Below are 22463 nucleotides of genomic sequence, written 5' to 3' on the forward strand. Positions count from 1 at the left end.
GCGGGGCTTTGGCTGCTCAGCCCGGCAATGCCCAGCCTTCCGGCACCATGATCTTGAACATGCCGGCCTTGGCCGTCTTGCGGGCCAGTTTCAGCAGCGCCTTGTCCTTGGTGATGAGGATGTCGGCGTTGGCGTCGCGCGCCAGTTCGAGGAATTTCTGGTCATCCTTGTCCGTGCAGACGGGCAGGCGCACGCCGGAGACGGGCGGCGCCACCACCGTGATGTGGGCGTCGAAGCGGGCGGCGGCGACGGCGCGGCTGGCTTCATCGAGCGGCAAATGCTTGTAATGCAGCACGACCAGATATTCCGCGCGGCAATCTTCGCGCGTGATGGCGTGCACGGCGCCGCTTTCCATGGCCGCCAGCAGGCCCGCCCAGCGCGGGTCGTTGAAGACGAACAGGTCGAGGCAAACGTTGGTGTCGAGGACGAGTTTTTGTGGAGCAGGTATCATGTCGGCAATTCTATTCTGTAGTGATAATTTATGTTGATCGTGCTTTCGCCCGCCAAGAGTCTCGACCTGGAGACGCCGCCAACAACCTCGTTGCACAGCACCCCCGATTTTCTCGACCATTCTGCCCAGCTCATAGCCCGCATGCGCCAGTTCTCGCCCGCCGAAGTGGGCAGCCTGATGGGCATTTCCGACGCCTTGTCGGCCCTCAACGTGGCCCGCTACGCGTCCTGGACGCCGCAACTGGAGGACGCGCGCCAGGCCATCATGGCTTTCAATGGCGACGTGTATGCCGGTTTCGAGGCGCGCAGCCTGCAGCCGGCCCAGCTCGACTATGCCCAGTCGCGCGTGCGCATTTTATCTGGCCTGTACGGCTTGCTGCGCCCGCTGGACCTGATCCACCCGCACCGCCTGGAAATGGGCACGCGGCTGTCCACCACGCGCGGCAAGGATTTGTATGCGTTCTGGGGCGACACCATCACCAACGGCCTGAACCGCACAGCGAAGGAGCAGGGCGCGCAAGTGCTGGTCAATCTTGCTTCCGAAGAATATTTCAAATCCGTCAAGCCGCGCCAGCTGGACGTGCCCGTCATCGCGCCCGTGTTCGAGGACTGGAAGAACGGCAAATATAAAATCATCTCGTTCTACGCCAAGCGCGCGCGCGGCATGCTGGCCCGCTATGCGGCCGTCCACAATATCCGCGATCCGCAGCAGCTCAAGCAGTTCGACGTGGACGGCTACGGTTTCGTGCCGGAAGCGTCGAACGACACCAGCTGGGTGTTCCGGCGCAAGGTCGGCGAATAAGTAAAAAAACCGGGCTAGCCCGGTTTTTTCTTATTTTACTGCCAGAATTTCCACCACTTGCGTTCCTTGTTCACCCCTTCCGGGCTGAGGAATGCCGTGTTCGGGTAGTTCTTGGTCAGCACGCGCAAGGTATCGTCGCGCAGGTCGGTCAAGCCCAGCTTGTCGTACGAGCGGTACATGATGAACAGCGCTTCTTCGATGGCGGGCGAGGCGGCAAAGTCCTTGACCGTCGTTTGCGCGCGGTTGGCGGCGGCCAGGTAGGCGCCGCGGCGGTAGTAATAGCGCGCCACGTGCACTTCGTATTTCGCCATGGCATCGATCAAATAGTTCATGCGGGCCAGCGAATCGGGCGCGTATTTGCTATTTGGGAACTTGTCGACCAGTTGCTTGAAGGCCGCAAACGCTTCGCGCGTGGCTTTCGGATCGCGCTCGGTCGGATCTTGCTCGTACAGGAAGTTCAGGAAGCTGATCTGGTCGTTAAAGCTGATCAGGCCGCGCAAGTAGTACATATAGTCTACATTGGCGTGGTTCGGATGCAACTTGATGAAGCGTTCGACGGCAGCCAATGCCTGCGCCTGGTCTCCCGACTTATAATACGCGTAAGCGATCTCCATCTGCGCTTGCAGAGCATAGTTGCCGAAAGGATAGTTAGCCTCCAGCTTCTGGAACAGGCCGATTGCAGCTTCATAGTGCTGCCCGGCCATTTCTTCACGCGCCTCCGAGTATAATTTCGTAACGGACCAGTTTTTGGTCTCATCCACTTTTTCAGGCAACAAGCTGCAAGCGGACATGCCGAGCAGAACGACTGAAGCGACTACCAACGATAATTTTTTTTGCATGACGTTTTGCAAGAAGGTTTTAACCAAGATTTTACAATAGGCTGATTATAGCCGATGGGAATGCTGTGATATTAACTCCGAAGCCTAATTTGGCTGACCCCGCGTTTGACTCCCTTTCTGACCATGCCGCCGAAGAGGCGTTTGACGGCGATTTTGCCGCCGACGACGTCTTCGAGGAAATGGCCCCGATTACATTGGAACTGACGCCGGACGCCTGCGGCCACCGCCTCGATAAAGTCATCGCCCAGCTGGTGCCGCAATACTCGCGCAGCCGCTTGCAATTGTGGCTGGAAGCCGGTTTCGTGACCGTCGATGGAAAAGTTGCCAAACGCAACATGACCGCCTATGGCGACGAGAAGATCGTCATTCTGCCGCAAAGCGCGCCGGAAGACGAGGCTTTTAAGCCGGAAGCGATGGAATTGAACATCGTGCACGAAGATGAGCATATCATCGTCATCAACAAACCGGCCGGACTGGTCGTGCATCCGGGCCCCGGCAACTGGTCGGGCACCCTGCTCAACGGCTTGCTGCACCACTGCCCGCAACTGGCCGGCGTGCCGCGCGCCGGCATCGTGCACCGCCTGGACAAGGATACGAGCGGCCTGATGGTGGTCGGCAAGACGCTGGCTTCGCAAACGGACCTGGTGCGCCAGTTGCAGGCGCGCACCGTCAAGCGCGAATATTTCGCGCTGGTGTGGGGCACGCCGAAAATGGCAGGCACCATCGATGCGTCCATCGCGCGCCACCCGCGCGACCGGGTCAAGATGGCCGTGTCGGAGAATTTCACCGCCAAGCCCGCCATCACGCACTATGAATTGATCGGCAGCGGCGAACTCGACCGCCGTCCCGTGAGCCTGATGCAATGCCGTCTGGAAACAGGCCGCACGCACCAGATCCGCGTGCACATGCAGCACCTGGGCTTTGCGCTGGTCGGTGATTCCGTGTACGGCAAGCAGCACCTGGTGTCCGTGTTCTCGCGCCAGGCGCTGCAGGCGCGCCGCCTGGGCCTCGTGCATCCGGGCACCCTGGAAGCGTGCGAATGGATCGTGCCGCTGGCCGATGATTTCGCGCAATTGATCGCCACGGCCGGCATTCCCGAGCCGGAACAGGTCTGATGACGTCGCCGTTGCCTTGCATTGTTCCCCATTGGCCCGGCCTGCCCGCCAACGTGGGCGCGCTGGCGACCGTGCGCGCGGGCGGCGTCAGCCAGGGGCCATATGGTGACGGGCAGGGCGGCGGCTTGAACCTGGGCACGCACGTGGGCGATGACCCTGACCATGTGGCGGCCAACCGCGCGCGGCTGGCAGCCATCCTGCCTGCCGAGCCGGCCTGGCTGTCGCAGGTGCATGGCGTGGCCGTTGCCGATGCTGGCAAGCTGGACGGCCACGTGCCCGACGCCGACGCCAGCATCGCCACGCAGGCGGGCGCCGTGTGCGTGGTAATGACGGCCGATTGCCTGCCCGTGCTGTTCAGTTCGACCGATGGCCTGGTCGTCGGCGCGGCCCACGCGGGCTGGCGCGGCCTGGCCAACGGCGTCTTGCAGCGCACGGTGGACAGCATGCGCGCGCAGGGCGCGACGGAGATCCTCGCCTGGCTGGGGCCAGCCATTGGTCCGCAGCAATTCGAAGTGGGGCAGGACGTGCTGCAGGCGTTCCGCGACGGCGCGCGCGATGACGTCGAGCGGCAAGTGTTGTCGGATGCGTTCGCCGCCATCGCCGGCAAGCCGGGCAAGTATCTGGCGAATATTTATGCGCTGGCGCGTACCATGCTGCTGCGCGATGGCGTGGCGCAAGTGGCGGGCGGGGAATATTGCACCGTCAGCGATGCGGCGCAGTTTTACTCGTACCGGCGCGACGGCGTCACGGGAAGACAGGCCAGTTTGATCTGGCGCAAATAATCTGCACGGCAGACACTTATGTGTCTGCCGTTTTTGTTTTATCGTCTGCTGAGGCGAGCGCGCGGGCGTTCAGTTCAGCGATACGCGCCGCCTTGCGTTTGCGTCGCCGCGAGCCCGTCAGATAGAATAGGATGGACAGCGGGATGACGCAGTACAGCACGAAGGTCATCACCCCGGCGACGATGGACGGTTCCGTCAGCGCCATGAGGCCGACGACATAGATCCAGGCAACAGCGGTCATGAGCATCATTGGTATTGGCAATTAGTAAGAGTTTGCATGCAGTTGATATTAAAGTTTTCTATTTTTCGACTACGTTTCGACGCCGCGCAAAACCGTAGCGAGCGGAAGGGAGAGGTGGCTAAGAAGCGCAACCGTACGAAGGTACGGTGAGCATCGCAGGCCGCCTATACCGACGCGCAGTAGGTTTTGTTCGGCGTCCCCAATTCTTGAATGGACTTATATAGCTATGAACATGCCCGATCCTCAAATGATGACCAAGGAATGGATGGCGCAGATCAGCAATCCTGAGCAGTGGAAGACGTGGTTCAACATGGTACCGCAGCCCCAGGGCAATCCGATTGCCGGCATTTTGCAGGATGCGGGCGCCAGCATCAAGCCGGAAGCGATCGAGCAACTGAAAAATGCCTACGTGGCCAAGCTGACGGGCTTATGGGCTGACTTTATGGCTGGCAAGGCGCCGGAGCTGAAAGACCGCCGCTTTGCCGCGCCCGCCTGGCACGCCAGCCCCCTGTCGGCCTTCAATGCGGCCGCCTACCTGCTCAATGCGGAATTTCTCAGCGCCATGGCCGATGCCGTGGAAGCGACGCCGCACCAGAAGCAAAAGATTGCCTTTGCGGTACAGCAAATCGTCGACGCCATGTCGCCCGCCAACTTTCTGGCCACCAATCCCGACGCCCAGCAAACCCTGATCGAGACCAAGGGCGAGAGCCTGGCCAAGGGCTTGAGCAATATGCTGGCCGACATGCAGAAGGGCCGCATCTCGCAATCGGACGAATCGGCCTTTGAAGTGGGCCGCAACGTGGCCACCACGCCGGGCACGGTGGTGTTTGAAAATGCCTTGTTCCAGCTGATCCAGTACACGCCAAGCACCCCCACGGTACACCAGCGGCCCCTGCTGATGGTGCCGCCGTGCATCAATAAATTCTATATCCTTGACTTGCAGCCAGAAAACTCGCTCGTGCGCTATGCGGTGGAGCAGGGCAATACCGTGTTCCTGATGTCCTGGCGCAATCCGGACATGAGTATGCAGCACCTGACGTGGGACGATTACGTGGAGCAGGGCGTGATCGAAGCCATCCGGGTGACGCAGGACATTTCCGGCCAGGACAAGCTCAATATGTTCGGCTTTTGCGTGGGCGGCACCATCGTTTCGACGGCGCTGGCCGTGCTCAAGGCGCGCGGCGAGAATCCGGCCGCCAGCCTGACCCTGCTGACCACCTTCCTCGACTTTTGCGACGCGGGCGCGCTCGACGTCTTCATCGACGAGCCGCAAGTGGCGCTGCGCGAGCAAACCCTGGCCAAGGGCGGCCTGATGTCGGGCCGCGACCTGGGCAGCACTTTCTCGAGCCTGCGGCCGAACGACCTCGTGTGGAACTACGTGCAGTCGAATTACCTGAAGGGCAAGGAGCCGCCCGCGTTCGACTTGCTGTACTGGAATGGCGACGGCACGGGCTTGCCGGGCCCCATGTTCTGCTGGTATCTGCGCAATACTTACCTGGAAAACAGCCTGAAAGTGCCGGGCAAGCTGACGGTGGCCGGGGAAAAAGTCGACCTGAGCAGCATCGACGCGCCCGCTTTCATCTACGGTTCGCGCGAAGACCATATCGTGCCCTGGGGCGCGGCCTACGCCAGCACGGCCTTGCTGAACCCGAAAAAGCCGAAAGCCAACCGTTTTATCCTCGGGGCTTCGGGCCATATCGCCGGCGTGATCAACCCGGCGTCGAAGAAAAAGCGCAGCTACTGGAGCAACGACGCAGGCAAAGGCGCCCGCACAGCGAAAGCCAAACCCTTGAGTGCCGAGCAATGGATGGAAGGCGCGACCGAGCACGTAGGCAGCTGGTGGCCCGAATGGGCGGCCTTCCTGGCCGAACACGGCGGCGCCCAGGTGAAGGCCCCAGCCAAGCCGGGCAACAAGCGCCACGCGGCAATCGAGCCGGCGCCGGGGCGGTATGTTAAAGTCAGGGCGGATTAATTCACAAAGCGATTTGCCAGGCAAGGCCGGCGTAATCTCCGGTCTTGTCAATAATCTACTTTTAGTTGCGTTGCAATAAATGCGGGAATCTACTACCCTGATGTGCAATGGAGCCGTTTTCCACTCTATAATGGAAAACGTAGGCAGGTGCGAAAGCGGACCCACGTTCGCTTTTTTTTCGGATTAACTCAGTATGCGCTGCGGCGCAATAAGTGGAACTTGTGATGAGTAGTGCAAAAAAAAGTATAGACCGCCTGATTAAAAAATATCCCAACCGCCGTCTGTACGACACGCAAACCAGTTCCTACATCACCTTGACGGACGTCAAGCAGCTGGTGTTGGACAATGAAGTGTTTACCGTCGTCGATGCCAAATCCAATGAAGATTTGACGCGCAGCATCTTGCTGCAAATCATTTTGGAAGAGGAAGCGAACGGCGCGCCCATGTTCTCGAGCAGCGTGTTGTCGCAGATCATCCGCTACTATGGCCACGCCATGCAGGGCATGATGGGATCCTACCTGGAAAAGAACGTGCAAGCGTTCACCGATATCCAGCACAAATTCACGGGCACGTCGGCCGGCAGTTTCGAAGGCAAGCCTTTCAGCCCGGAAATGTGGACCCAGTTCATGAATGTCCAGGGTCCGATGATGCAAGGCATGATGAACAACTACATCGACCAGAGCAAGAGCCTGTTCGTGCAGATGCAGGAACAGATGCAGAGCCAGAGCAAGAATCTGTTCGGCACGTTCCCGTTTGTTCCGCCGGTGCCTCCAACGGACAAAAAGTAGGCCGCAACCGATGCGGATCACGCAACGGCACAGGAATTCCTGTGCCGTTGTGCTTTGCGGGTGTCTTGCCGCCGGCTGCCGATGCTGAATGCTATTGCTTCAGTTGTTGCAAGGTGGAAAGTAGATCCTGGTTTGAATGCTCGAGCTTCCATTTCCTGGCATTGTCCATGGAGCTGTAAATGCTGACGTTACCCTTGAAATCTTCCTGGATGCTGAGAGCGAGGCCGGAGGGGAAAATCAATGGTGCGTGGCGCAGTGTGTATGGCGCATACGGCCCCCAGGTTTTGCCTTCGTCGCTGCTGACCAGCAGTGCGCCCTCGTTATACATGCCGGCCTCCATCAGCAATCTGCCGTCATTGAGGGGCGCCACGGGCGACATCAGGACTTTGAATGGCGACACGATAGTCGTCCAGTTCTGGCCCCGATCCCGTGAAACATAGGCGTCGGGAAATCTTCCTGCCAGGCCGGCCGCTACCAGGACGCTTTCTGTGCCATTGGCTTGATGGGTAAATTCCGTCAGGTTTTTCTTGTGCGGACTAAAGCGTTCGGTCAACTTGCCCGTGCGGTAATCGAACTCGCCGATCAAGCCGCTTTCCAGCGCATAGCCGATCCGACCCGCGTCTTGCCATGTCCACAACAAGCCTGGGCCATGCAGCCACGATCCGGGCACGGTGGTATGGTACACAGATCGCCAGTCGCCAGCGTCCAGTTGATTCGCATGAAAAATGTTTAACTCATCTCCCTTGCGATGCATCACGTACCAGCCATCGTTGGAGTTGCCACCGATGCGCAGCAGATTGCCGGGCGGCAGGTTGCCTGCATCGATAGGAAGCAGCTTGTCACTGTCACGCGCTTTGCGTAGCAGGGAGCCGGATTCGCCTACCGCGATCAACTCGGCATTGGGCAGGTCCACAGGAAAGACGCAAGACAGCGACTCCACCGATGGCGCATTGATGATCTTCCATTGACCTTGCGTCGAGCGTATCAGCACGGCGCCCATGCGGCTGGCGGCGGCCACCCGGCCATCGGGCATTTCGGTGACGCACTCGGCCCCGGCCGGGTGGGCGCGAGCAAATTGCTCGACATCGTCCCGCGCGTGGCGTGGGGTGCTCCAGCCAAGGCTGGCAGCGGCGCCAAACATGGCGCTGTAGTCGGGGGCAAAGCGCCGGATCAATTCCGCATTGGATGCTACCTGTGCACTGCGGCCGTACTGCACGCCGAAATTGCCGCGTGTCACAATCAGTCGGCCCAGATCCGCCGATTTGCCCGCTTCGATCTGGAAGCTTCCCACGATGGTCGAATACACACGCAAGAGCTTGTTGGCCCGGGTGTCGATCAACTCGATGAATTCATACTCGCCAGGCGGTAGTGCGCCAATGAACAGGGAAGTATCGCCTGCCATCGCGCTCTCGACTTTTTTCATCACCAGGTTTTCGGACACCAGCTTGAAATCACTGCGCTGCTCACCCGCCACCACGCGGCGCAGCTTGATCGTGTTGAAACCGTAAATGTCCTTGGTATTCGACGTGATGCTGAGCACCACCGGGCTATCTCCCGATTGCGCGCTCATTTTCAGTGGATCGACCACCGAGGTGTTGACGGCGCAGCCGCTCAGCAGCAATACGCTCAGACCGCAAGCCGCGACAGCCGAGCGTCGCGCTTTCAGATTGGAAAAGGAAAAAGACATGGGATTGATTTAGTTTTTTAAAAAACAATTATATGTCAGTCATTAGTTTCTTTGTGGCATTATTTTTTAATTTCTTGATACCGGTGATGCGGGGCGGGATCCGATTCGCGCACTGCCATAACGGCAGTGGCCGGAACAAAGTTGCGGTTGTAGCGTTGCAGATGCGCCAGCAAAAGGAACCCGCGCTGACAGCAAGGGGCGGCTCGGGGTACAATAGCCGATTCGCCTCACCATTTTCTCGCTGCCAACTATGTCTGAAATTCACCGTATTCCCGTTCCTTCCGCCCAGCCCGAGGCCATGCTGGCCATGCCAGGTGCGGCGCCGAAAGTGGGCTTTGTCTCGCTCGGCTGCCCGAAAGCGCTGGTCGACTCCGAACAAATCCTGACCCAGCTGCGCGCCGAAGGCTACGAAACGGCGAAATCCTACGCTGGCGCCGATCTGGTGATCGTCAATACCTGCGGTTTTATCGATGCCGCCGTGCAAGAGTCGCTCGACGCCATCGGCGAAGCGCTGGCTGAAAACGGCAAGGTCATCGTCACCGGCTGCCTGGGCGCCAAGAAAGACGCTGCCGGCGACGACATCATCATGAAGGTGCACCCGAAAGTGCTGTCCGTCACGGGGCCGCACGCGCTGGCCGAAGTGATGGATTCCGTCCATTTCCACTTGCCGAAACCGCATGCACCCTTCCTCGACCTGGTGCCGCCGCAAGGCGTCAAGCTGACGCCGAAGCATTATGCCTACCTGAAGATTTCCGAAGGCTGCAACCACCGCTGCAGCTTCTGCATCATCCCGTCGATGCGCGGCGACCTCGTCTCGCGCCCGATCGGCGAACTGATGATCGAAGCGGAAAACCTGTTCAAGGCCGGCGTCAAGGAATTGCTGGTCATTTCGCAAGACACCTCGGCCTACGGCGTGGACGTGAAATTCCGTTCCGGCTTCTGGAATGGCCGTCCCGTCAAGACGCACATGACGCAGCTGACGGAAGCGCTGGGCGAACTGGCCAAGTCCTACGGCGCCTGGGTGCGCCTGCACTATGTGTACCCGTACCCGCACGTGGACCAGATCATCCCGATGATGAGCGGCGGCCATATCCTGCCTTACCTCGATATTCCGATGCAGCATGCGCATCCTGACGTGTTGAAACGCATGAAGCGCCCGGCCAGCGGCGAGAAAAACCTCGATCGCATCCAGGCCTGGCGCGCCATCAACCCGGACCTCACCATCCGTTCGACCTTCATCGCCGGTTTCCCTGGCGAAACGGAAGCGGAATTCGAGTATCTGCTCGACTTCCTCAAGGAAGCGCAGATCGACCGCCTCGGCTGCTTCGCCTATTCGCCCGTCGAAGGCGCAACGGCCAATGCCATCGCCAACCCCGTGCCGGAAGAGCTGCGCGAAGAGCGCCGCGGCCGCGTGATGCTGCTGCAGGAAGAAATTTCCAAGAAACGCCTGCAAGCCAAGGTCGGCAAGACCGTGCGCGTGCTCATCGATGAAGTCACCCGCTCCGGCGGCGTGGGCCGTTCGTCCGCCGACGCGCCGGAAATCGACGGCGTCGTGTATGTGAAGCCGCCGTTCGAGCCGCACCGCAAGCTGGCCGTGGGCCAGTTCGTTGACGTGACCATCACCTCGGCCGACGCGCATGACCTGTGGGGCGCCGCCGAGTAAAAAACGTCCATGCCGGCGTTGTGCTGCCTTGCCGTACAGTAAAGTACTGTCTTCGGCAGCGCGCCTTGGCCTGAAGGTTTTTTATGCAGGTGTAACACTCTGTCATACGTACGGCAGGCAAGGGCATAAGCCCTTACAATCAAGGCGGACCAGCACAGGCTGATCCGCCTTTTTTTATTCCTGACGCCATGACCACACCCAAATCTCCGCAAACCGCGCTGATCCACAGCGATTACCAGGCGCCGCAAGGCTTTGCCGCGTTTCCCAACGCCATCCATCACGCATCGACCGTGCTGTTCAAGGACGTGGCGGCCATGCGCTCGGGCGACTGGAAAGAAAAGAACGCCTATACCTACGGCTTGCACGGCACGCCCACCACGTTCACCCTGGAAGCGCGGCTGGCCGAGATCGAAGGGGGCACGCACTGCCTGCTGGCGCCGTCGGGACTGGCGGCCATCGCGATGGCGGACTTTGCCTTGCTGAAGACGGGCGACGACGTACTATTGCCGGAAAATATCTACAACCCGAACCGCGAACTGGGACGCTGGCTGGCGCAGGATTTCGGCATCACGGCCCGTTATTACGATCCGCTCATCGGCGCCGGCATCGCGGCCTTGATCCAGAAGAATACCAAGCTCATCTGGACGGAAGCACCGGGCTCCGTGACGATGGAAGTGCCGGACTTGCCCGCCATCTGCGCGGCCGCCCACGCGCGCGGCGTGCTCGTCGCTTTGGACAATACCTGGTCGGCGGGCCTGGCCCTGCGCGGCTTCGACCTGGGCGTGGACATCATCATGCAGGCGCTGACGAAATACCAGTCGGGCGGTTCCGACGTGCTGATGGGCGCCCTGATCACGCGCGAGCGGGCGCTGCACGACCGCCTGGCGCAGGCGCACATGCGTCTGGGCATGGGCGTGGGGGCGGACGACGCCTACCTGGTGCTGCGCGGCTTGCCGACCATGAAGCTGCGCTTCGACGCCCACGACAGGGGCGCGCGCACGGTGGCCGCCTGGCTCAAGGGCAGGAGCGAGATCGCCACGGTGCTGCATCCGGCTTTCGCCGATTGCCCGGGCCACGCCATCTGGCAGCGCGATTTCACGGGCGCGGGCGGCCTGTTTTCCGTGCTGTTCGACGCGCGCTACACGGAGGCGCAGACGGACCGTTTCGTCGATGCCTTGCAGTTGTTCAAGATTGGCTACAGCTGGGGCGGCGCGAACAGCCTGGTGATGCCGTACCGCATCGCCGCCATGCGCAAGGGCTGGCAGTTGCCGGGCCAGTTGGTGCGCCTGAATGTGGGGCTGGAAGATCCGCAGGATCTGATCGCCGATATCGAACGGGCGTTCGCGGCGATGTAGCGGTATGGGGCAAGCATGTGGGCTTGCCCGCAAGCGCCTACATGGGCACGGGTTTGTTGTTGTTCAGGTCGAGGAAGCCGCGCAGCAGGCGGTAGGCTTTCCACAGCCAGGCCACGCCCCACACGATGATGGCCAGCGGAATGCCGATCAGCGTGATCCACAGGATGGCGCCGACGACGATCCAGGCCGCATACCACCAGAAGGAACGGATCATCCAGCTGTGATGGCTGTACACGAAGGTCCCGGCCGCCTCATCCCGCTTCACATAATTGATGATGAGCGGAATGAAGGAAAACGCGCCCAGCGAAAACACGAAGCTGGCGCCATGTATCAGGTACAACCACCAGGCCAGATTCTTGGTCTGCTGGAGTTGGGTATCCAAAATAATATCTTGTGACATGAAAGCTCCCGTCGTTGCGCAATTTTTAATTGTAACAAGCAAAGCGGCGAGGCAGCGCAGTCCATGGAAAAAGGCAGAATACATTGTTGAAGCGAAATCAATATTCCACCCTGGCCGCGCGCGCCGGGTCCTGGCTGCGGCGCGCCGTGCCGGCCTTGCTGCTGTGCGCCACTGTCGCCCATGCCGCCGGCCCCACCCTGGAGGCGGAATTTGCCGCCGGCTTGAAGGAAGAGGGACTGGCGGGCGCCGTCTGGAGCGAAGTCTTGCCCGACGGCACAGTCAAAGTCGGCGCATCCGGCTTGCGCGACGCCGCCAGGCAAGTACCGATGCAGGCCGATACGCGCATGCAGGTGGGCTCCGTGGGCAAGGTGGCGCTGGCGCTGGGCGTCTTGCGCCTGATCAGCGAAGACAAGCTCACGCTCGACACGCCCCTGCAGCAAGTGCTGCCCGAACTGGCGCTGAGAAACCCGTGGCTGGCCAGCGATCCCGTGCGCATCCGCCACCTGCTGGCGCATACGTCCGGCCTCGATAATGTGCGCTTCTGGCAGGCCTTCAGCCTGCAACCGGCGCCGGACACGCCGTTGGCCGCCGCTTTTGACGGCGGCGGCAATCTGCTGCGCGTGCGCACGCGGCCCGGCAGCCGCTACGCCTACTCGAACATGGGCTATGGCTTGCTGGGCATGGTGATCGAGCGAGTCACGGGCCAGCCGTATGAACGCTACCTCGATGCGCAGCTGCTGCAGCCGCTGGGCCTGGCGGACAGCACGTTTGCTTTTGTCAGCCAGGCAGGCCCGCATGCAGACCCGCGCCTGGCCATGGGGTATTTCGAGCATGGCGTGGCGCAGCCAGCCGTGCCCCAGTACCTGCGTCCTGCCGCACAATTTACCACCACGGCGGCCGACATGGGCAAGCTGGCGCAGTTCCTGATGGGCGACGGCAAGCTGCAGGGTACGCAGTTCATCGACCTGGCCCTGATGGGCGCCTTGTCCGAACCGGCCGGCACGGATGCGGCGCAGGCGGGCCTGGCGACGGGCCACGGCCTGGCGCTGGCCGTGCGCGACCGCCACAATGTCGTGGGCGCCTGCCACCCTGGCACGGCCGTGGGTTTCCGCGCCATGCTGTGCATCTATCCGGAGCAGGACAGCGCCTTCTTCGTGGCCTTCAACACGGATGCGGAGCGGGCCGACTATGAACGCTTCAACCGCCTGCTGCTGCGCGACCTGGAACTGCCCCTGCGCGCGCCGGCCCCGCAGGGCACGCCCGCACCGACGGTGGAAAACTGGCAGGGCGTCTACGTGCCGTCGCCCAGCGCCATGGCCAGCATGGCCTGGGTCGATGCCGTCTTCGGCTTTACGCGCCTCAAATGGGATGGCGAATCGCTGTTCCTGATCCCGTTCCAGGGCGAGCCGAAGGAGCTGGAACCGGTGGGCGGCTTGCTGTTCCGCGCCAGCGACCGCAGCACCGCGTCGCATGTGCTGATGCAGGAAGATGGCAAGCATGTGCTCAGCGACGGCTTGCGCAGCTACGAGCGCGCGTCGATGCTGCGCATGCTGGTGCTGTGGGGCAGCCTGGCCCTGGGGGCTGCCGGCTTGCTGTACGTGCTGGTGGTGGGCGTCTGGCGCGCCGCGCTGCGCAGCCTGGGACGGGGCGACCATCTGTTCGCGCCCCTGTTGTCGCTGCTGGCGCTGCTCTTGCCGCTGCCGTTTTTCTATTTCCAGTCCTATCTGCGCCTGGGCGACGTCACCGTGGCCAGCGTGCTGCTGACATTGGCGACGGGCGCGCTGCCGCTGGCCACGGCGTTCGGCCTGGCCCGCTGCTGGCGCAGCCGCGGTACGGCGGCCGAGGCGGGCTCATGGGCGAAATGGGATTGGGTGGCCTTGCTGGCGGCCTTGCAACTGCTGCTGGTGCTGGCCTGGTGGGGCTTGCTGCCGCTGCGTCTGTGGCAGCTGTAGGCGGTCAGGTCCAGGCGGCCAGCAGCCGGCGCCACCAGGGGTGCGCCGGCGTGGCCCTGCTGCCGTGCCCGGCCCGCTTGGCGCGATAACTGGCCGCCGCCATCTGCAGGCCGACGCGGTCCATCGCCGCCATCGCGTCCGCTTCCTGCGGCGACAAACCGTGCAGCAAGGCTTGCGCGCGCGGCGCGAGCAGGAAGGCATCAAGCACGGCGTCGTCCGTGTACAGCCTGGCCAGATAGGTTTCCAGTGCGGGAGAGCTCATGCGCCGCGCCCCGCGCGCAAGGCCGCGCGCGCCAGCTCCAGCTGGCCCAGCACATGCCCGAACGACGGGTAATTGCCGTCGCGTTCGACGATCACCGTCAACGGTTGCGGCGCATGGCGCGCCAGCAGGGTCAATAAAGCGAAGACTTCAGGCGGCACGTCGTGCAGGTGGTCGTCCAGCAGCCGCTGGCCGCCGCCAGGCGCAGCGATCCAGTGGCCGCCGCTCAGGTGCACGGCGCCGACCCTGTCCAGCGGCAGGCGCAGCAGCAGTTGTTCCGGCCGCTCGCCAATATTGACGGCGTTCGCAAACAGGTTGTGCAGGTCGAGCAGCAGCGGCACTTGCGCGCCGTGGATAATCTGCGTCAGCCACTCGGCTTCGTCCATGGTGCTGGCCGGCGGGGCGACGAGGGTGGCGATGTTTTCCATCAGCGGCGCGCTGCCGACGATGCGCGTGGCCAGCGCGATATTGGCGATGGCGCCGGCGGCGCTGTGCGGCGTGCGCGGCGGCGCCGCCAGATGGCCGATTTCGATGCCGCCGGCGCGCACAAAGCTCAGGTGTTCGGACCACGATTCCGCCTGCACCTCCTTCATCAGGCGCGCCATCGCCTGCAGCCGGCGCGGGTCGGCGGGTATCGTCGAGGCCAGCCCCATGCCCACGCCGTGCAGGCTGACGGGCACCTGGCGCGCCAGGCGGCGCAGGGCGGCGATGCCGGCGCGCGGGGCATGGTAGTAATCGTCGGCGATCACTTCCAGCACGTCGATCCGCGCCAGGTGGGACAGGATGCCGGCGGCCAGTTCGCCGCGCCAGCCCAGGCCGACGCGGTCGCGTGCGCTTGCCTGGCTAACTGCCACAGCCGCCGCCACCGCCGCACCCGCCGCAGCCGCTGCCGCCGCCATCACCGCCGCCGTCGCCGCCCGATGAAGAGCCGCCCGAGTCGCCCGTGCCGCCGGACGACGAGTCGCCGCCCGAACTGTGCCGGGGCGCCGGGTACAGCTCGGCGACATACGCGTACACGGACAAGGGCAGGGCGCCGATGCCGAAGATGGCGGCCAGCAGTGCCATGTCCGCGCTGCTGCTGCCTGCCTGCAGGCGCGCCGAGCGCATGTTCAGGCGGCCAAACAGCATGCGCAAGTCGGTCAGCAGCCGCTGCGCGCTCCAGCTGGTCGCCTGGGTGCGCAGGCCGCGCAGCATGAGGAGAAAAATCGCCAGCAGGACTGCCAGGAACAGCAGGTTGTAGTGCTGGCGGCTGATGGCGATGACGGCCTTGACGCCGGCCACCGTCACCAGCAGCCAGTGCGCGGCCCAGGTGATGCGTTCGCGCCGGCGCAGCAGCGGCGGGCCGACCAGCAATTCCTGCTGCGTCAAGGTCTCCTGGTAGGCGCGGCACGATGGCAGCATCCCGGCCTGCACGGCCAGTTCCTTGCTATGGCCCTGGCGGCCCAGGTACAGCCGCAGCACGTCGCGTTCGATGTCGTGGCTGGCGAAGCGCAGGCTGTCGGCGCTGGCCGTTTCCAGCAGCGGGCCGTCGGCGCGCAGCAAGCCGCGGTCGACCAGCACGATGGCGGCGATCTTCACGGCTTCGAGGGCGCCGCCGCGCAAGAAGGCGATGCGGTAGGGATCGTCGGCGAGTGTCAGCTGGGCGTGCGGATTGCGCAATTCCTGGCGGATCAGCAGCTCGCGCACGCCGTAGTACACGAGCAGGCCGAAGATCAGATAGGCCAGCAGGAACCACGGTCCGCTCCAGTCAAAGGGATTGAGACCGTTCACCGCATCTGCTCCGCGTGCTCGCGCAGGCGTTCGGTAATCGTCATCAGGCTGGTGAAGGCGGGCAGGGCTTGCCCCGGCGCCAGGCGCGCCGTTTCGCGCGCCGCCGACATCGCTTGCAAGGCGGCGTGCAGCGACGGTTCGCCCAGCTGGTCGACAAACGCTTCGAGCGCCTGCTTGCCGGACAGCGCAGACTTGCCCTCCAGCTGCGCCAGCGAGGCGGCGGCCGAGCGCAAGGGACCGGCGGCGTCGGCGATGGCGCCGGCCAGCTGTTCTTCATTCAGGCTCAATAGCATATAGCGTTCGCGCATGCGCACCTGCTGGTTCAGCAGCACTTGCCGCAGCCGGCGCAGCACGGCGTCGCGGCTGGTGTGCAGGCTGGCGAAAGGATCATTGCCCAGCAGGACGCGGTGGCGCGCGATGATGTCGGCGAACTTGACGGCGAAGGCGTCGGCAGCCTGCGTCAATTCGCTTTCGAGCAGGAACATCACCTGCAAGTCGATGGCGGCGTGCGCCAGGCGCAAGGGAGCGCGCAGCGCATCGGCCGCCTGCGGCGTAAAGCGCTTGAGCAGCAACAGCAGGTTGACGTCGGACGTGGCGCGCAACTGGCCGTCGGCGGCCGAGCCAAACAGCACGGCGGCGGCCAGGTCGGCGCCGAAGGCCGTTTGCGCGGCGGCGACGAACACATCCAGGTGGAGTTGTATTTCTTCTGGCAGCGGTGGCGGCATGCGGTGTTCTTTCACGGTGGGCTGGCGGGGTGAATATAAGTTTGCAATATAGCAAACTTATGCAACCGTGCGCGCACCCTCCGGCGCCGCGAACTTGGCCCCGGCTCAGCTCAACACGTTGAGCAAGCCATCGAGTCCCACAAAGTTCAGCGCCACATCGGCCTGCGAGCGCACCACGGGCTTGGCGCGGAAGGCCACGGACAGGCCGGCGATGCCCATCATTTTCAAGTCGTTGGCGCCGTCGCCCATGACGATGGCCTGCGATGGGGAAATGCCCATCTCCGCGCACACGCGCTCCACCGTGCGCTGCTTTTCCTCGGCGTCGACGATGCCCCCTAAGACTTTACCCGTCAGCTTGCCGTCAACGATTTCCAGTTCGTTCGCGTGCGTGTAGTCGAGGCCGAGGCGCTCTTTCAGGCGCTCGGTGAAGAAGGTAAAGCCGCCCGAGACCAGCAGGGTTTTCAGGCCGGCCGCCTGCACGGCCGCCAGCATCTTCTCGGCGCCCAGCGACAGCTTCAGGCGCTCGTCGTAGACGCGCTGCAGGGCCGATGCATCGAGGCCTTCGAGCAGGGCCACGCGCTGTTTCAGGCTGGCCGCGAAATCGAGTTCGCCGCGCATGGCCGCTTCCGTGATGGCCGCCACTTGCGGTTTGAGGCCCTGCATGTCGGCGATTTCATCGATGCACTCGATGGTGATCAGGGTCGAATCCATGTCCATCGCCACCAGCTTGAACTCACTGAGTTCGCGCTGGCCCATCATGTAGGTGGCGTCCAGCTGCGCCGCATGGGCCGCCACTTCGATGGTGGGGCGCAGCGCTGGCGAATAGGCGATCTGCTCGCAGCGCACGGCATTCGGACCGAGGCGCGTGACGGACGTGGGTGCGGCCAGCGCGGCGATGCGTTCGAGGCGCGCGCTATCGCCGTCGAGACCCTGCAGGATCAGGTTCATGGTGATGGTTGTGGTATTGGTCATGGGTCAGGCCTGCATAAATGGTCGAAATGGTCTACACCGTCAATTGCTTGATGGTGGTCTTGATCTGCGTCACGCGCGCGGCCAGGTCCGGCATGGCGGCCGTGATTTTCAGCTTGTCCTGGCCATGCAGCTTGATATGGCGGTTCTTCTGGATCAGGCCGATGATGCGCATCGGGTCGATGGGCGGCTTGGCCATGAATTGCAGGGTGGCCGCCTCGCCATGCACGTCGATCTTGACGATGCCCACGGTTTTCGCCGCGATGCGCAATCGGTGCGTCTCGACCAGGGCCTTGACGGCGTCGGGCAGCTTGCCGAAGCGGTCGATCAGCTCTTCCTGGATATCGTCGATCTTCTCTTGCGTGGCGCAGTTGGCCAGGCGCTTGTAGATCGACAGGCGCTCGTGCACGTCGCCGCAGAAGTCCGCCGGCAGCAGGGCCGGCACGTGCAGGTTGATCTCGGTGGTCGAGGCCAGCGGCGCGGCCAGGTCCGGCTCCTTGCCCGCTTTCAGCGAGCGCACGGCTTCGTTGAGCATGTCCGAATACAGCTGGAAGCCGATTTCCGTCATCTCGCCCGACTGGCTCTCGCCCAGCACCTCGCCGGCGCCGCGGATTTCCAGGTCGTGCATGGCCAGGTAAAAGCCGCTGCCCAGCTCTTCCATCTGCTGAATGGCGTCCAGGCGGCGCTGCGCCAGTTTCGTCAGGCCCTGCACGTCGTGCACCAGCAAGTAGGCGTAGGCCTGGTGATGCGAGCGGCCAACGCGGCCGCGCAACTGGTGCAGCTGCGCCAGGCCGAACTTGTCGGCGCGGTGCATGATGATGGTGTTCGCCGTCGGCACGTCGATACCCGTCTCGATGATCGTCGTGCACAGCAAAATATTGAAGCGCTGGGCGACGAAGTCGCGCATGACCTTTTCCAGGTCGCGCTCGTGCATCTGGCCGTGCGCCACGGCGATGCGCGCCTCGGGCAGCAGTTCCGTCAGCATGGCCAGGCGGTTCTGGATGGTTTCCACCTCGTTGTGCAGGAAGTAGATCTGGCCGCCGCGTTTGAGTTCGCGCAAGCACGCTTCGCGGATGATGGCTTCGCCCTCGCTGCGGACAAACGTCTTGATGGCCAGGCGCTTTTGCGGCGCCGTGGCGATGATGGAAAAGTCGCGCAAGCCTTCCAGCGCCATGCCCAGGGTGCGCGGGATCGGCGTGGCCGTCAGGGTCAGCACGTCCACTTCCGCGCGCAAGGCCTTTAATGCTTCCTTCTGGCGCACGCCGAACCGGTGTTCCTCGTCGATGATGACGAGGCCCAGACGGGTAAACTTCACGTCATCGGACAGCAGTTTATGTGTGCCGATGACGATGTCGATGGTGCCATCGGCCATGCCCTTGAACGCCTGCGTGATTTCCTTGCCGGTGCGGAAGCGCGACAATTCCGCGATGCGCACGGGCCAGTCGGCGAAGCGGTCGGCGAAGGTTTGCGCGTGTTGTTCGGCCAGCAGGGTGGTGGGCGCCAGTATCGCCACCTGCTTGCCGCCCATGACGGCGATGAAGGCGGCGCGCAGCGCCACTTCCGTCTTGCCGAAGCCGACGTCGCCGCACACGAGGCGGTCCATCGGTTTACCGGACGTCATGTCCTTGATGACGTTGTGGATCGCCTCGGCCTGGTCCGGCGTCTCGTCGAAGCCGAAGCTGTCGGCGAAGCGCTGGTAGTCGTGCGACGAGAATTCGAACGAGTGGCCCTGGCGCAGCGCGCGGCGCGCGTACAGGTTGAGCAGTTCGGCGGCCGTGTCGCGCACCTGTTCGGCGGCGCGTTTCTTGGCCTTTTCCCACTGCCCCGAGCCGAGCGAATGCAGCGGCGCGTCTTCCGGCGAGGCGCCCGAATAGCGCGAGATCACATGCAGCTGCGACACGGGCACGTACAGCTTGGTGTCCTTCGCGTATTCGAGGTGCAGGAATTCCGTCTCGCCTTCGCCCAGGTCCATGCTGGTCAGGCCCATGTAGCGCCCGATGCCGTGGTTGATGTGCACGACGGGGTCGCCGATTTTCAGCTCGGACAGGTCGCGCACCATCGACTCGACCTGCGTCACGCCTTCCTGTTTCTTGCTGCCGACCCGGCGGCCGGAACCGGCATACAGCTCCGTCTCGGTGATGAAGGATAGATTTCCTTCCGGCGTAAACAGCTCGAAACCCGCGTGCAGCGGCGCCACGCCCAGCATCAGCTTGGCGTCGGACTGCAGAAAACCGTCGCTGCCTTCCACCGGTGTCAGGTGCAGGTCGTATTCGCTGAAGTACTGCTGCAGGGTTTCGCGGCGGCCGTTCGATTCGGCGCAGATCATCACGCGGCGGCCCGCTTGCAGCAGATAGCTGCGCAGGTTGGCCAGCGGGTCGTCGGCGCGGCGGTTGACGGCGATGTTCGGAATCGGCGCCGACAGTTCGGACGCCAGCGCATCGTTCGATTTGGCGATCGCCAGGCGCGGGTAGGGCTTGGCCAGGCCAAAGAACTGCTCGTCGGACAGGAACAGCGATTCGGGCGGCAGGATCGGCCGCTCGCGGTCCGCCTTCAGGAAGCGGTAGCGCGACTGCGTGTCGGTCCAAAAGCGGCCGATGGCGGCGTCGATCTCGCCCACCAGGGCCAGCGAGGCGTCGGGCGGCAGGTAGTCGAACAGGGTGGCCGTCTGTTCGAAGAACAGGGGCAGATAGTATTCGATACCGGCCGAGGCGATGCCGCTGCTGATGTCCTTGTAGACCACCGAGCGCGATGGGTCGCCCTCGAACTGCTCGCGCCAGCGGTTGCGGAAGGTGGTGCGCGCCGCTTCGTCCATGGGAAATTCGCGGCCCGGCAGCAGCCGCACTTCGTGCACGGGGTAGAGCGAGCGCTGGGTGTCGGCGTCGAAGGTACGGATGGTCTCGATGGTGTCGCCGAACAGGTCCAGCCGGTAGGGCAGGGCCGACCCCATGGGGAACAGATCGAGCAGGCCGCCGCGCACCGAGTATTCGCCCGGTGACATCACTTGCGACACATGGCTGTAGCCGGCCAGGGTCAGCTGCGACTTCAGGCGCGCCTCGTCCAGGGTTTCACCCTTCTTGAAGAAGAAGGTGTAGGCGGCCAGGAAGGACGGCGGCGCCAGGCGCACCAGCGCCGTGGTGGCCGGCACGATCAGCACGTCGCACTGGCGCGTCTGGATTTCGTGCAGGGTGGCCAGGCGCTCGGAGACCAGATCCTGGTGCGGCGAAAAGGCGTCGTAGGGCAGGGTTTCCCAGTCCGGCAGCAGATGGCAGCGCAGTTCCTTGCCGCCAAACCACGGGATTTCATCGAGCAGGCGCTGGCCGTCGCTGGCCTGCGCCACTACCACGGCCAGCATCTGGCCCCGCGCTTTCAATTCCAGTGCGGCCAGCGCCAGGGCATAGGCGTCGGATGAACCATACAGGGCGGGCAGCGCGTAGCGGTTGCCGGGCTTGGGGAGGGCTTTCGTTAAGTCTAAGGACATGCAGGCGATGACACTAGTGGCAGAGGCAGTTGAGTGGAACAGCTGTGATGCGCGCCGCGCCGCCAGTGACGGCGCTGACAGGCAGGATTATAGACCATCGCCCGCACCTCCGCGCTTGAGAAAACCGTCGCGAGCGGCAGCGATTTGTGGTCAAGAAGCGCAGCCGTACGTTAGTACGGTGAGCATCGCAGGCCGCAAGGCGCGACGTGCAGCAGGTTTTATCCTGCGCGGACATTGGCGATGCCGAATGGGACATGCACCATGGGTATCGTGCCGCCCGCCGATTTCAGGTGGCTCAACTGGTCGTCGAAGAAGATATGCGGCTTGAACACGGACAGCACGCGCGATTTGTCCATGCCGCCGAGGAAAAACGTCTCGTCGGCCGCCACACCCCAGCTTTTCAGGGTCGTCACGACGCGCTCGTGCGAGGGCGCGTTGCGCGCCGTGATGATAGCGATGCGCAGGATCTTTTTGTAGCCGGGGTCGCGCCGCTGCGCCTTTTCTTCCAGGCGCTGCATGGTGGCCAGCTTCTGGAACAGGTCGGCCAGCGGGCCGGGGCGGTGCGGCGTGCCCACGTTCAGGGTTTCATGGGCGTGGAATTCATCGACGTCATTGTTGCGCTTGAACACGGTTTCCGCCTCGTCGTCGGCGATCACGCCGTCGAAATCGAAGGCCACGCGCAGTTCCTCGTCGTTTTCGTCGTCTTCCGTGCGCGATGGCAGCACCAGGCCAGCCGGATAGTCGCACGCCAGCGCGCTGCGCACGTCGTCCTCGTTCGCGCTGAGGAAGAGCGAGGCGTTGAAGGCGGGCAGGTAAGGATAGGGCGACTTGCCCGTCATGAAGGCGGCGCGCGAGATATCGAGGCCGTAGTGGGCGATCGAATGCATGACGCGCAAGCCCGTTTCCGGCGAATTGCGCGAAAACAGCACCACTTCCACGGGCGACTGGCGCGGGTAGTGCTTGTTGATGTTCAGAAAGCGGCGAATGAAGGGGAAGGCCACGCCGCGCGGCAGGACCGTGTCGATATGCGCTTCCTGGTACTTGCGGTATTCCTCGGGGCCGCTGTCGAGGTAGACCTGGTGCGATTCTGCCAGGTCGAACAGGGCGCTGGAAGCGACCCCGATCACCAGTTTGTGTTCGATAGGATAAGCCATGGTCTGCCTGTTGTTTGCTTGTTGCTCATCTTATACGACTATCAACTGCGTAGCCAATAGTG

General features: G+C 63.1%; 20 protein-coding genes. 8 read left to right on the forward strand and 12 right to left on the reverse strand.

Annotated features, from left to right (window positions below; genetic code table 11):
• Positions 1 to 16: 16 nt before the first annotated feature.
• Positions 17 to 451 (reverse strand): putative toxin-antitoxin system toxin component, PIN family, encoded by a 435-nt coding sequence (locus AC1Q6X_RS12450; RefSeq protein ID WP_034755336.1) that lies wholly within the window; start codon positions 449 to 451, stop codon positions 17 to 19.
• Between the two features lie 30 nt (positions 452 to 481).
• On the opposite strand from AC1Q6X_RS12450, the gene yaaA reads away from it, so the two are divergent.
• Positions 482 to 1252, forward strand: a complete 771-nt coding sequence (gene yaaA, locus AC1Q6X_RS12455; RefSeq protein ID WP_070220229.1) for a peroxide stress protein YaaA — start codon at positions 482 to 484, stop codon at positions 1250 to 1252.
• A 35-nt stretch (positions 1253 to 1287) separates the two neighbouring features.
• Here yaaA and AC1Q6X_RS12460 read toward each other — a convergent pair whose 3' ends face one another.
• Positions 1288 to 2091: an outer membrane protein assembly factor BamD gene (locus AC1Q6X_RS12460; RefSeq protein ID WP_070220227.1), complete on the reverse strand. Its 804-nt coding sequence runs from the start codon at positions 2089 to 2091 to the stop codon at positions 1288 to 1290.
• Between the two features lie 89 nt (positions 2092 to 2180).
• On the opposite strand from AC1Q6X_RS12460, the gene AC1Q6X_RS12465 reads away from it, so the two are divergent.
• Together AC1Q6X_RS12465 and pgeF are read left to right on the forward strand one after the other, a co-directional pair.
• On the forward strand, positions 2181 to 3206 hold the full coding sequence (locus AC1Q6X_RS12465) for an RluA family pseudouridine synthase (protein ID WP_070220225.1): 1026 nt from the start codon (positions 2181 to 2183) through the stop codon (positions 3204 to 3206).
• A complete protein-coding gene (pgeF, locus tag AC1Q6X_RS12470) occupies positions 3206 to 3988 on the forward strand; it encodes a peptidoglycan editing factor PgeF (protein ID WP_492497303.1) in 783 nt (260 codons plus the stop codon). The genes AC1Q6X_RS12465 and pgeF overlap by 1 nt, the downstream gene beginning before the upstream one ends.
• A gap of 16 nt (positions 3989 to 4004) precedes the next feature.
• Here pgeF and AC1Q6X_RS12475 read toward each other — a convergent pair whose 3' ends face one another.
• Complete coding sequence (locus AC1Q6X_RS12475; RefSeq protein WP_227741988.1) at positions 4005 to 4238, reverse strand: hypothetical protein; 234 nt, start codon at positions 4236 to 4238, stop codon at positions 4005 to 4007.
• A gap of 217 nt (positions 4239 to 4455) precedes the next feature.
• Between AC1Q6X_RS12475 and phaC the strand changes: the two genes are divergently transcribed.
• Entirely contained in the window at positions 4456 to 6201 is a 1746-nt protein-coding gene (gene phaC / locus AC1Q6X_RS12480) for a class I poly(R)-hydroxyalkanoic acid synthase (RefSeq protein ID WP_070291543.1), read from the forward strand.
• A gap of 224 nt (positions 6202 to 6425) precedes the next feature.
• Positions 6426 to 6989: a polyhydroxyalkanoate synthesis repressor PhaR gene (phaR, locus tag AC1Q6X_RS12485; RefSeq protein ID WP_010399000.1), complete on the forward strand. Its 564-nt coding sequence runs from the start codon at positions 6426 to 6428 to the stop codon at positions 6987 to 6989.
• A gap of 91 nt (positions 6990 to 7080) precedes the next feature.
• Here the strand turns inward: phaR and AC1Q6X_RS12490 are convergent, their stop codons facing one another.
• Positions 7081 to 8676: a hypothetical protein gene (locus AC1Q6X_RS12490; protein WP_492497306.1), complete on the reverse strand. Its 1596-nt coding sequence runs from the start codon at positions 8674 to 8676 to the stop codon at positions 7081 to 7083.
• Positions 8677 to 8983: 307 nt separating this feature from the next.
• Here AC1Q6X_RS12490 and rimO point away from each other — a divergent pair, with 307 nt between their 5' ends.
• Together rimO and AC1Q6X_RS12500 are read left to right on the forward strand one after the other, a co-directional pair.
• A complete protein-coding gene (gene rimO / locus AC1Q6X_RS12495) occupies positions 8984 to 10339 on the forward strand; it encodes a 30S ribosomal protein S12 methylthiotransferase RimO (RefSeq protein WP_170846336.1) in 1356 nt (451 codons plus the stop codon).
• A gap of 188 nt (positions 10340 to 10527) precedes the next feature.
• Positions 10528 to 11694, forward strand: a complete 1167-nt coding sequence (locus AC1Q6X_RS12500; protein ID WP_492497308.1) for a cystathionine beta-lyase — start codon at positions 10528 to 10530, stop codon at positions 11692 to 11694.
• 37 nt (positions 11695 to 11731) lie between these two features.
• On the opposite strand, the gene AC1Q6X_RS12505 is transcribed toward AC1Q6X_RS12500, so the two are convergent.
• Positions 11732 to 12094, reverse strand: a complete 363-nt coding sequence (locus AC1Q6X_RS12505; RefSeq protein WP_070220215.1) for a DUF4870 family protein — start codon at positions 12092 to 12094, stop codon at positions 11732 to 11734.
• A gap of 86 nt (positions 12095 to 12180) precedes the next feature.
• Between AC1Q6X_RS12505 and AC1Q6X_RS12510 the strand changes: the two genes are divergently transcribed.
• Positions 12181 to 14046 (forward strand): serine hydrolase domain-containing protein, encoded by a 1866-nt coding sequence (locus AC1Q6X_RS12510; protein WP_492497311.1) that lies wholly within the window; start codon positions 12181 to 12183, stop codon positions 14044 to 14046.
• Between the two features lie 4 nt (positions 14047 to 14050).
• Here AC1Q6X_RS12510 and AC1Q6X_RS12515 read toward each other — a convergent pair whose 3' ends face one another.
• The 7 genes from AC1Q6X_RS12515 to AC1Q6X_RS12545 form a co-directional block, all read right to left on the reverse strand.
• On the reverse strand, positions 14051 to 14308 hold the full coding sequence (locus tag AC1Q6X_RS12515) for a hypothetical protein (RefSeq protein ID WP_492497313.1): 258 nt from the start codon (positions 14306 to 14308) through the stop codon (positions 14051 to 14053).
• Positions 14305 to 15159, reverse strand: a complete 855-nt coding sequence (locus AC1Q6X_RS12520; protein WP_492497315.1) for an MbnB/TglH/ChrH family RiPP precursor modification enzyme — start codon at positions 15157 to 15159, stop codon at positions 14305 to 14307. Before AC1Q6X_RS12520 ends, AC1Q6X_RS12515 begins: the two co-directional genes overlap by 4 nt.
• Entirely contained in the window at positions 15149 to 16075 is a 927-nt protein-coding gene (locus AC1Q6X_RS12525; RefSeq protein ID WP_070291551.1) for a TIGR04222 domain-containing membrane protein, read from the reverse strand. The genes AC1Q6X_RS12520 and AC1Q6X_RS12525 overlap by 11 nt, the downstream gene beginning before the upstream one ends.
• Positions 16072 to 16800 (reverse strand): hypothetical protein, encoded by a 729-nt coding sequence (locus AC1Q6X_RS12530; RefSeq protein ID WP_492497317.1) that lies wholly within the window; start codon positions 16798 to 16800, stop codon positions 16072 to 16074. The genes AC1Q6X_RS12525 and AC1Q6X_RS12530 overlap by 4 nt, the downstream gene beginning before the upstream one ends.
• 105 nt (positions 16801 to 16905) lie before the next feature.
• Positions 16906 to 17748: a phosphoserine phosphatase SerB gene (gene serB / locus AC1Q6X_RS12535; protein ID WP_492497457.1), complete on the reverse strand. Its 843-nt coding sequence runs from the start codon at positions 17746 to 17748 to the stop codon at positions 16906 to 16908.
• A 55-nt stretch (positions 17749 to 17803) separates the two neighbouring features.
• Complete coding sequence (gene mfd / locus AC1Q6X_RS12540; RefSeq protein WP_121669820.1) at positions 17804 to 21247, reverse strand: transcription-repair coupling factor; 3444 nt, start codon at positions 21245 to 21247, stop codon at positions 17804 to 17806.
• A 218-nt stretch (positions 21248 to 21465) separates the two neighbouring features.
• Positions 21466 to 22401: a 5'-nucleotidase gene (locus AC1Q6X_RS12545; protein WP_121669819.1), complete on the reverse strand. Its 936-nt coding sequence runs from the start codon at positions 22399 to 22401 to the stop codon at positions 21466 to 21468.
• Positions 22402 to 22463 lie beyond the last annotated feature (62 nt).

Source organism: Janthinobacterium sp. GW823-FHT06H09, assembly GCF_058794735.1.

Bases quoted from the DNA above. Each gene is read 5' to 3' on its own strand.
- AC1Q6X_RS12450 (WP_034755336.1), bottom strand. From the start codon at position 451: ATGATACCTGCTCCACAAAAACTCGTCCTCGACACCAACGTTTGCCTC.
- yaaA (WP_070220229.1), top strand. From the start codon at position 482: ATGTTGATCGTGCTTTCGCCCGCCAAGAGTCTCGACCTGGAGACGCCG.
- AC1Q6X_RS12460 (WP_070220227.1), bottom strand. From the start codon at position 2,091: ATGCAAAAAAAATTATCGTTGGTAGTCGCTTCAGTCGTTCTGCTCGGC.
- pgeF (WP_492497303.1), top strand. From the start codon at position 3,206: ATGACGTCGCCGTTGCCTTGCATTGTTCCCCATTGGCCCGGCCTGCCC.
- AC1Q6X_RS12475 (WP_227741988.1), bottom strand. From the start codon at position 4,238: ATGATGCTCATGACCGCTGTTGCCTGGATCTATGTCGTCGGCCTCATG.
- phaC (WP_070291543.1), top strand. From the start codon at position 4,456: ATGAACATGCCCGATCCTCAAATGATGACCAAGGAATGGATGGCGCAG.
- phaR (WP_010399000.1), top strand. From the start codon at position 6,426: ATGAGTAGTGCAAAAAAAAGTATAGACCGCCTGATTAAAAAATATCCC.
- AC1Q6X_RS12490 (WP_492497306.1), bottom strand. From the start codon at position 8,676: ATGTCTTTTTCCTTTTCCAATCTGAAAGCGCGACGCTCGGCTGTCGCG.
- rimO (WP_170846336.1), top strand. From the start codon at position 8,984: ATGCCAGGTGCGGCGCCGAAAGTGGGCTTTGTCTCGCTCGGCTGCCCG.
- AC1Q6X_RS12500 (WP_492497308.1), top strand. From the start codon at position 10,528: ATGACCACACCCAAATCTCCGCAAACCGCGCTGATCCACAGCGATTAC.
- AC1Q6X_RS12505 (WP_070220215.1), bottom strand. From the start codon at position 12,094: ATGTCACAAGATATTATTTTGGATACCCAACTCCAGCAGACCAAGAAT.
- AC1Q6X_RS12515 (WP_492497313.1), bottom strand. From the start codon at position 14,308: ATGAGCTCTCCCGCACTGGAAACCTATCTGGCCAGGCTGTACACGGAC.
- AC1Q6X_RS12530 (WP_492497317.1), bottom strand. From the start codon at position 16,800: ATGCCGCCACCGCTGCCAGAAGAAATACAACTCCACCTGGATGTGTTC.
- serB (WP_492497457.1), bottom strand. From the start codon at position 17,748: ATGAACCTGATCCTGCAGGGTCTCGACGGCGATAGCGCGCGCCTCGAA.
- mfd (WP_121669820.1), bottom strand. From the start codon at position 21,247: ATGTCCTTAGACTTAACGAAAGCCCTCCCCAAGCCCGGCAACCGCTAC.
- AC1Q6X_RS12545 (WP_121669819.1), bottom strand. From the start codon at position 22,401: ATGGCTTATCCTATCGAACACAAACTGGTGATCGGGGTCGCTTCCAGC.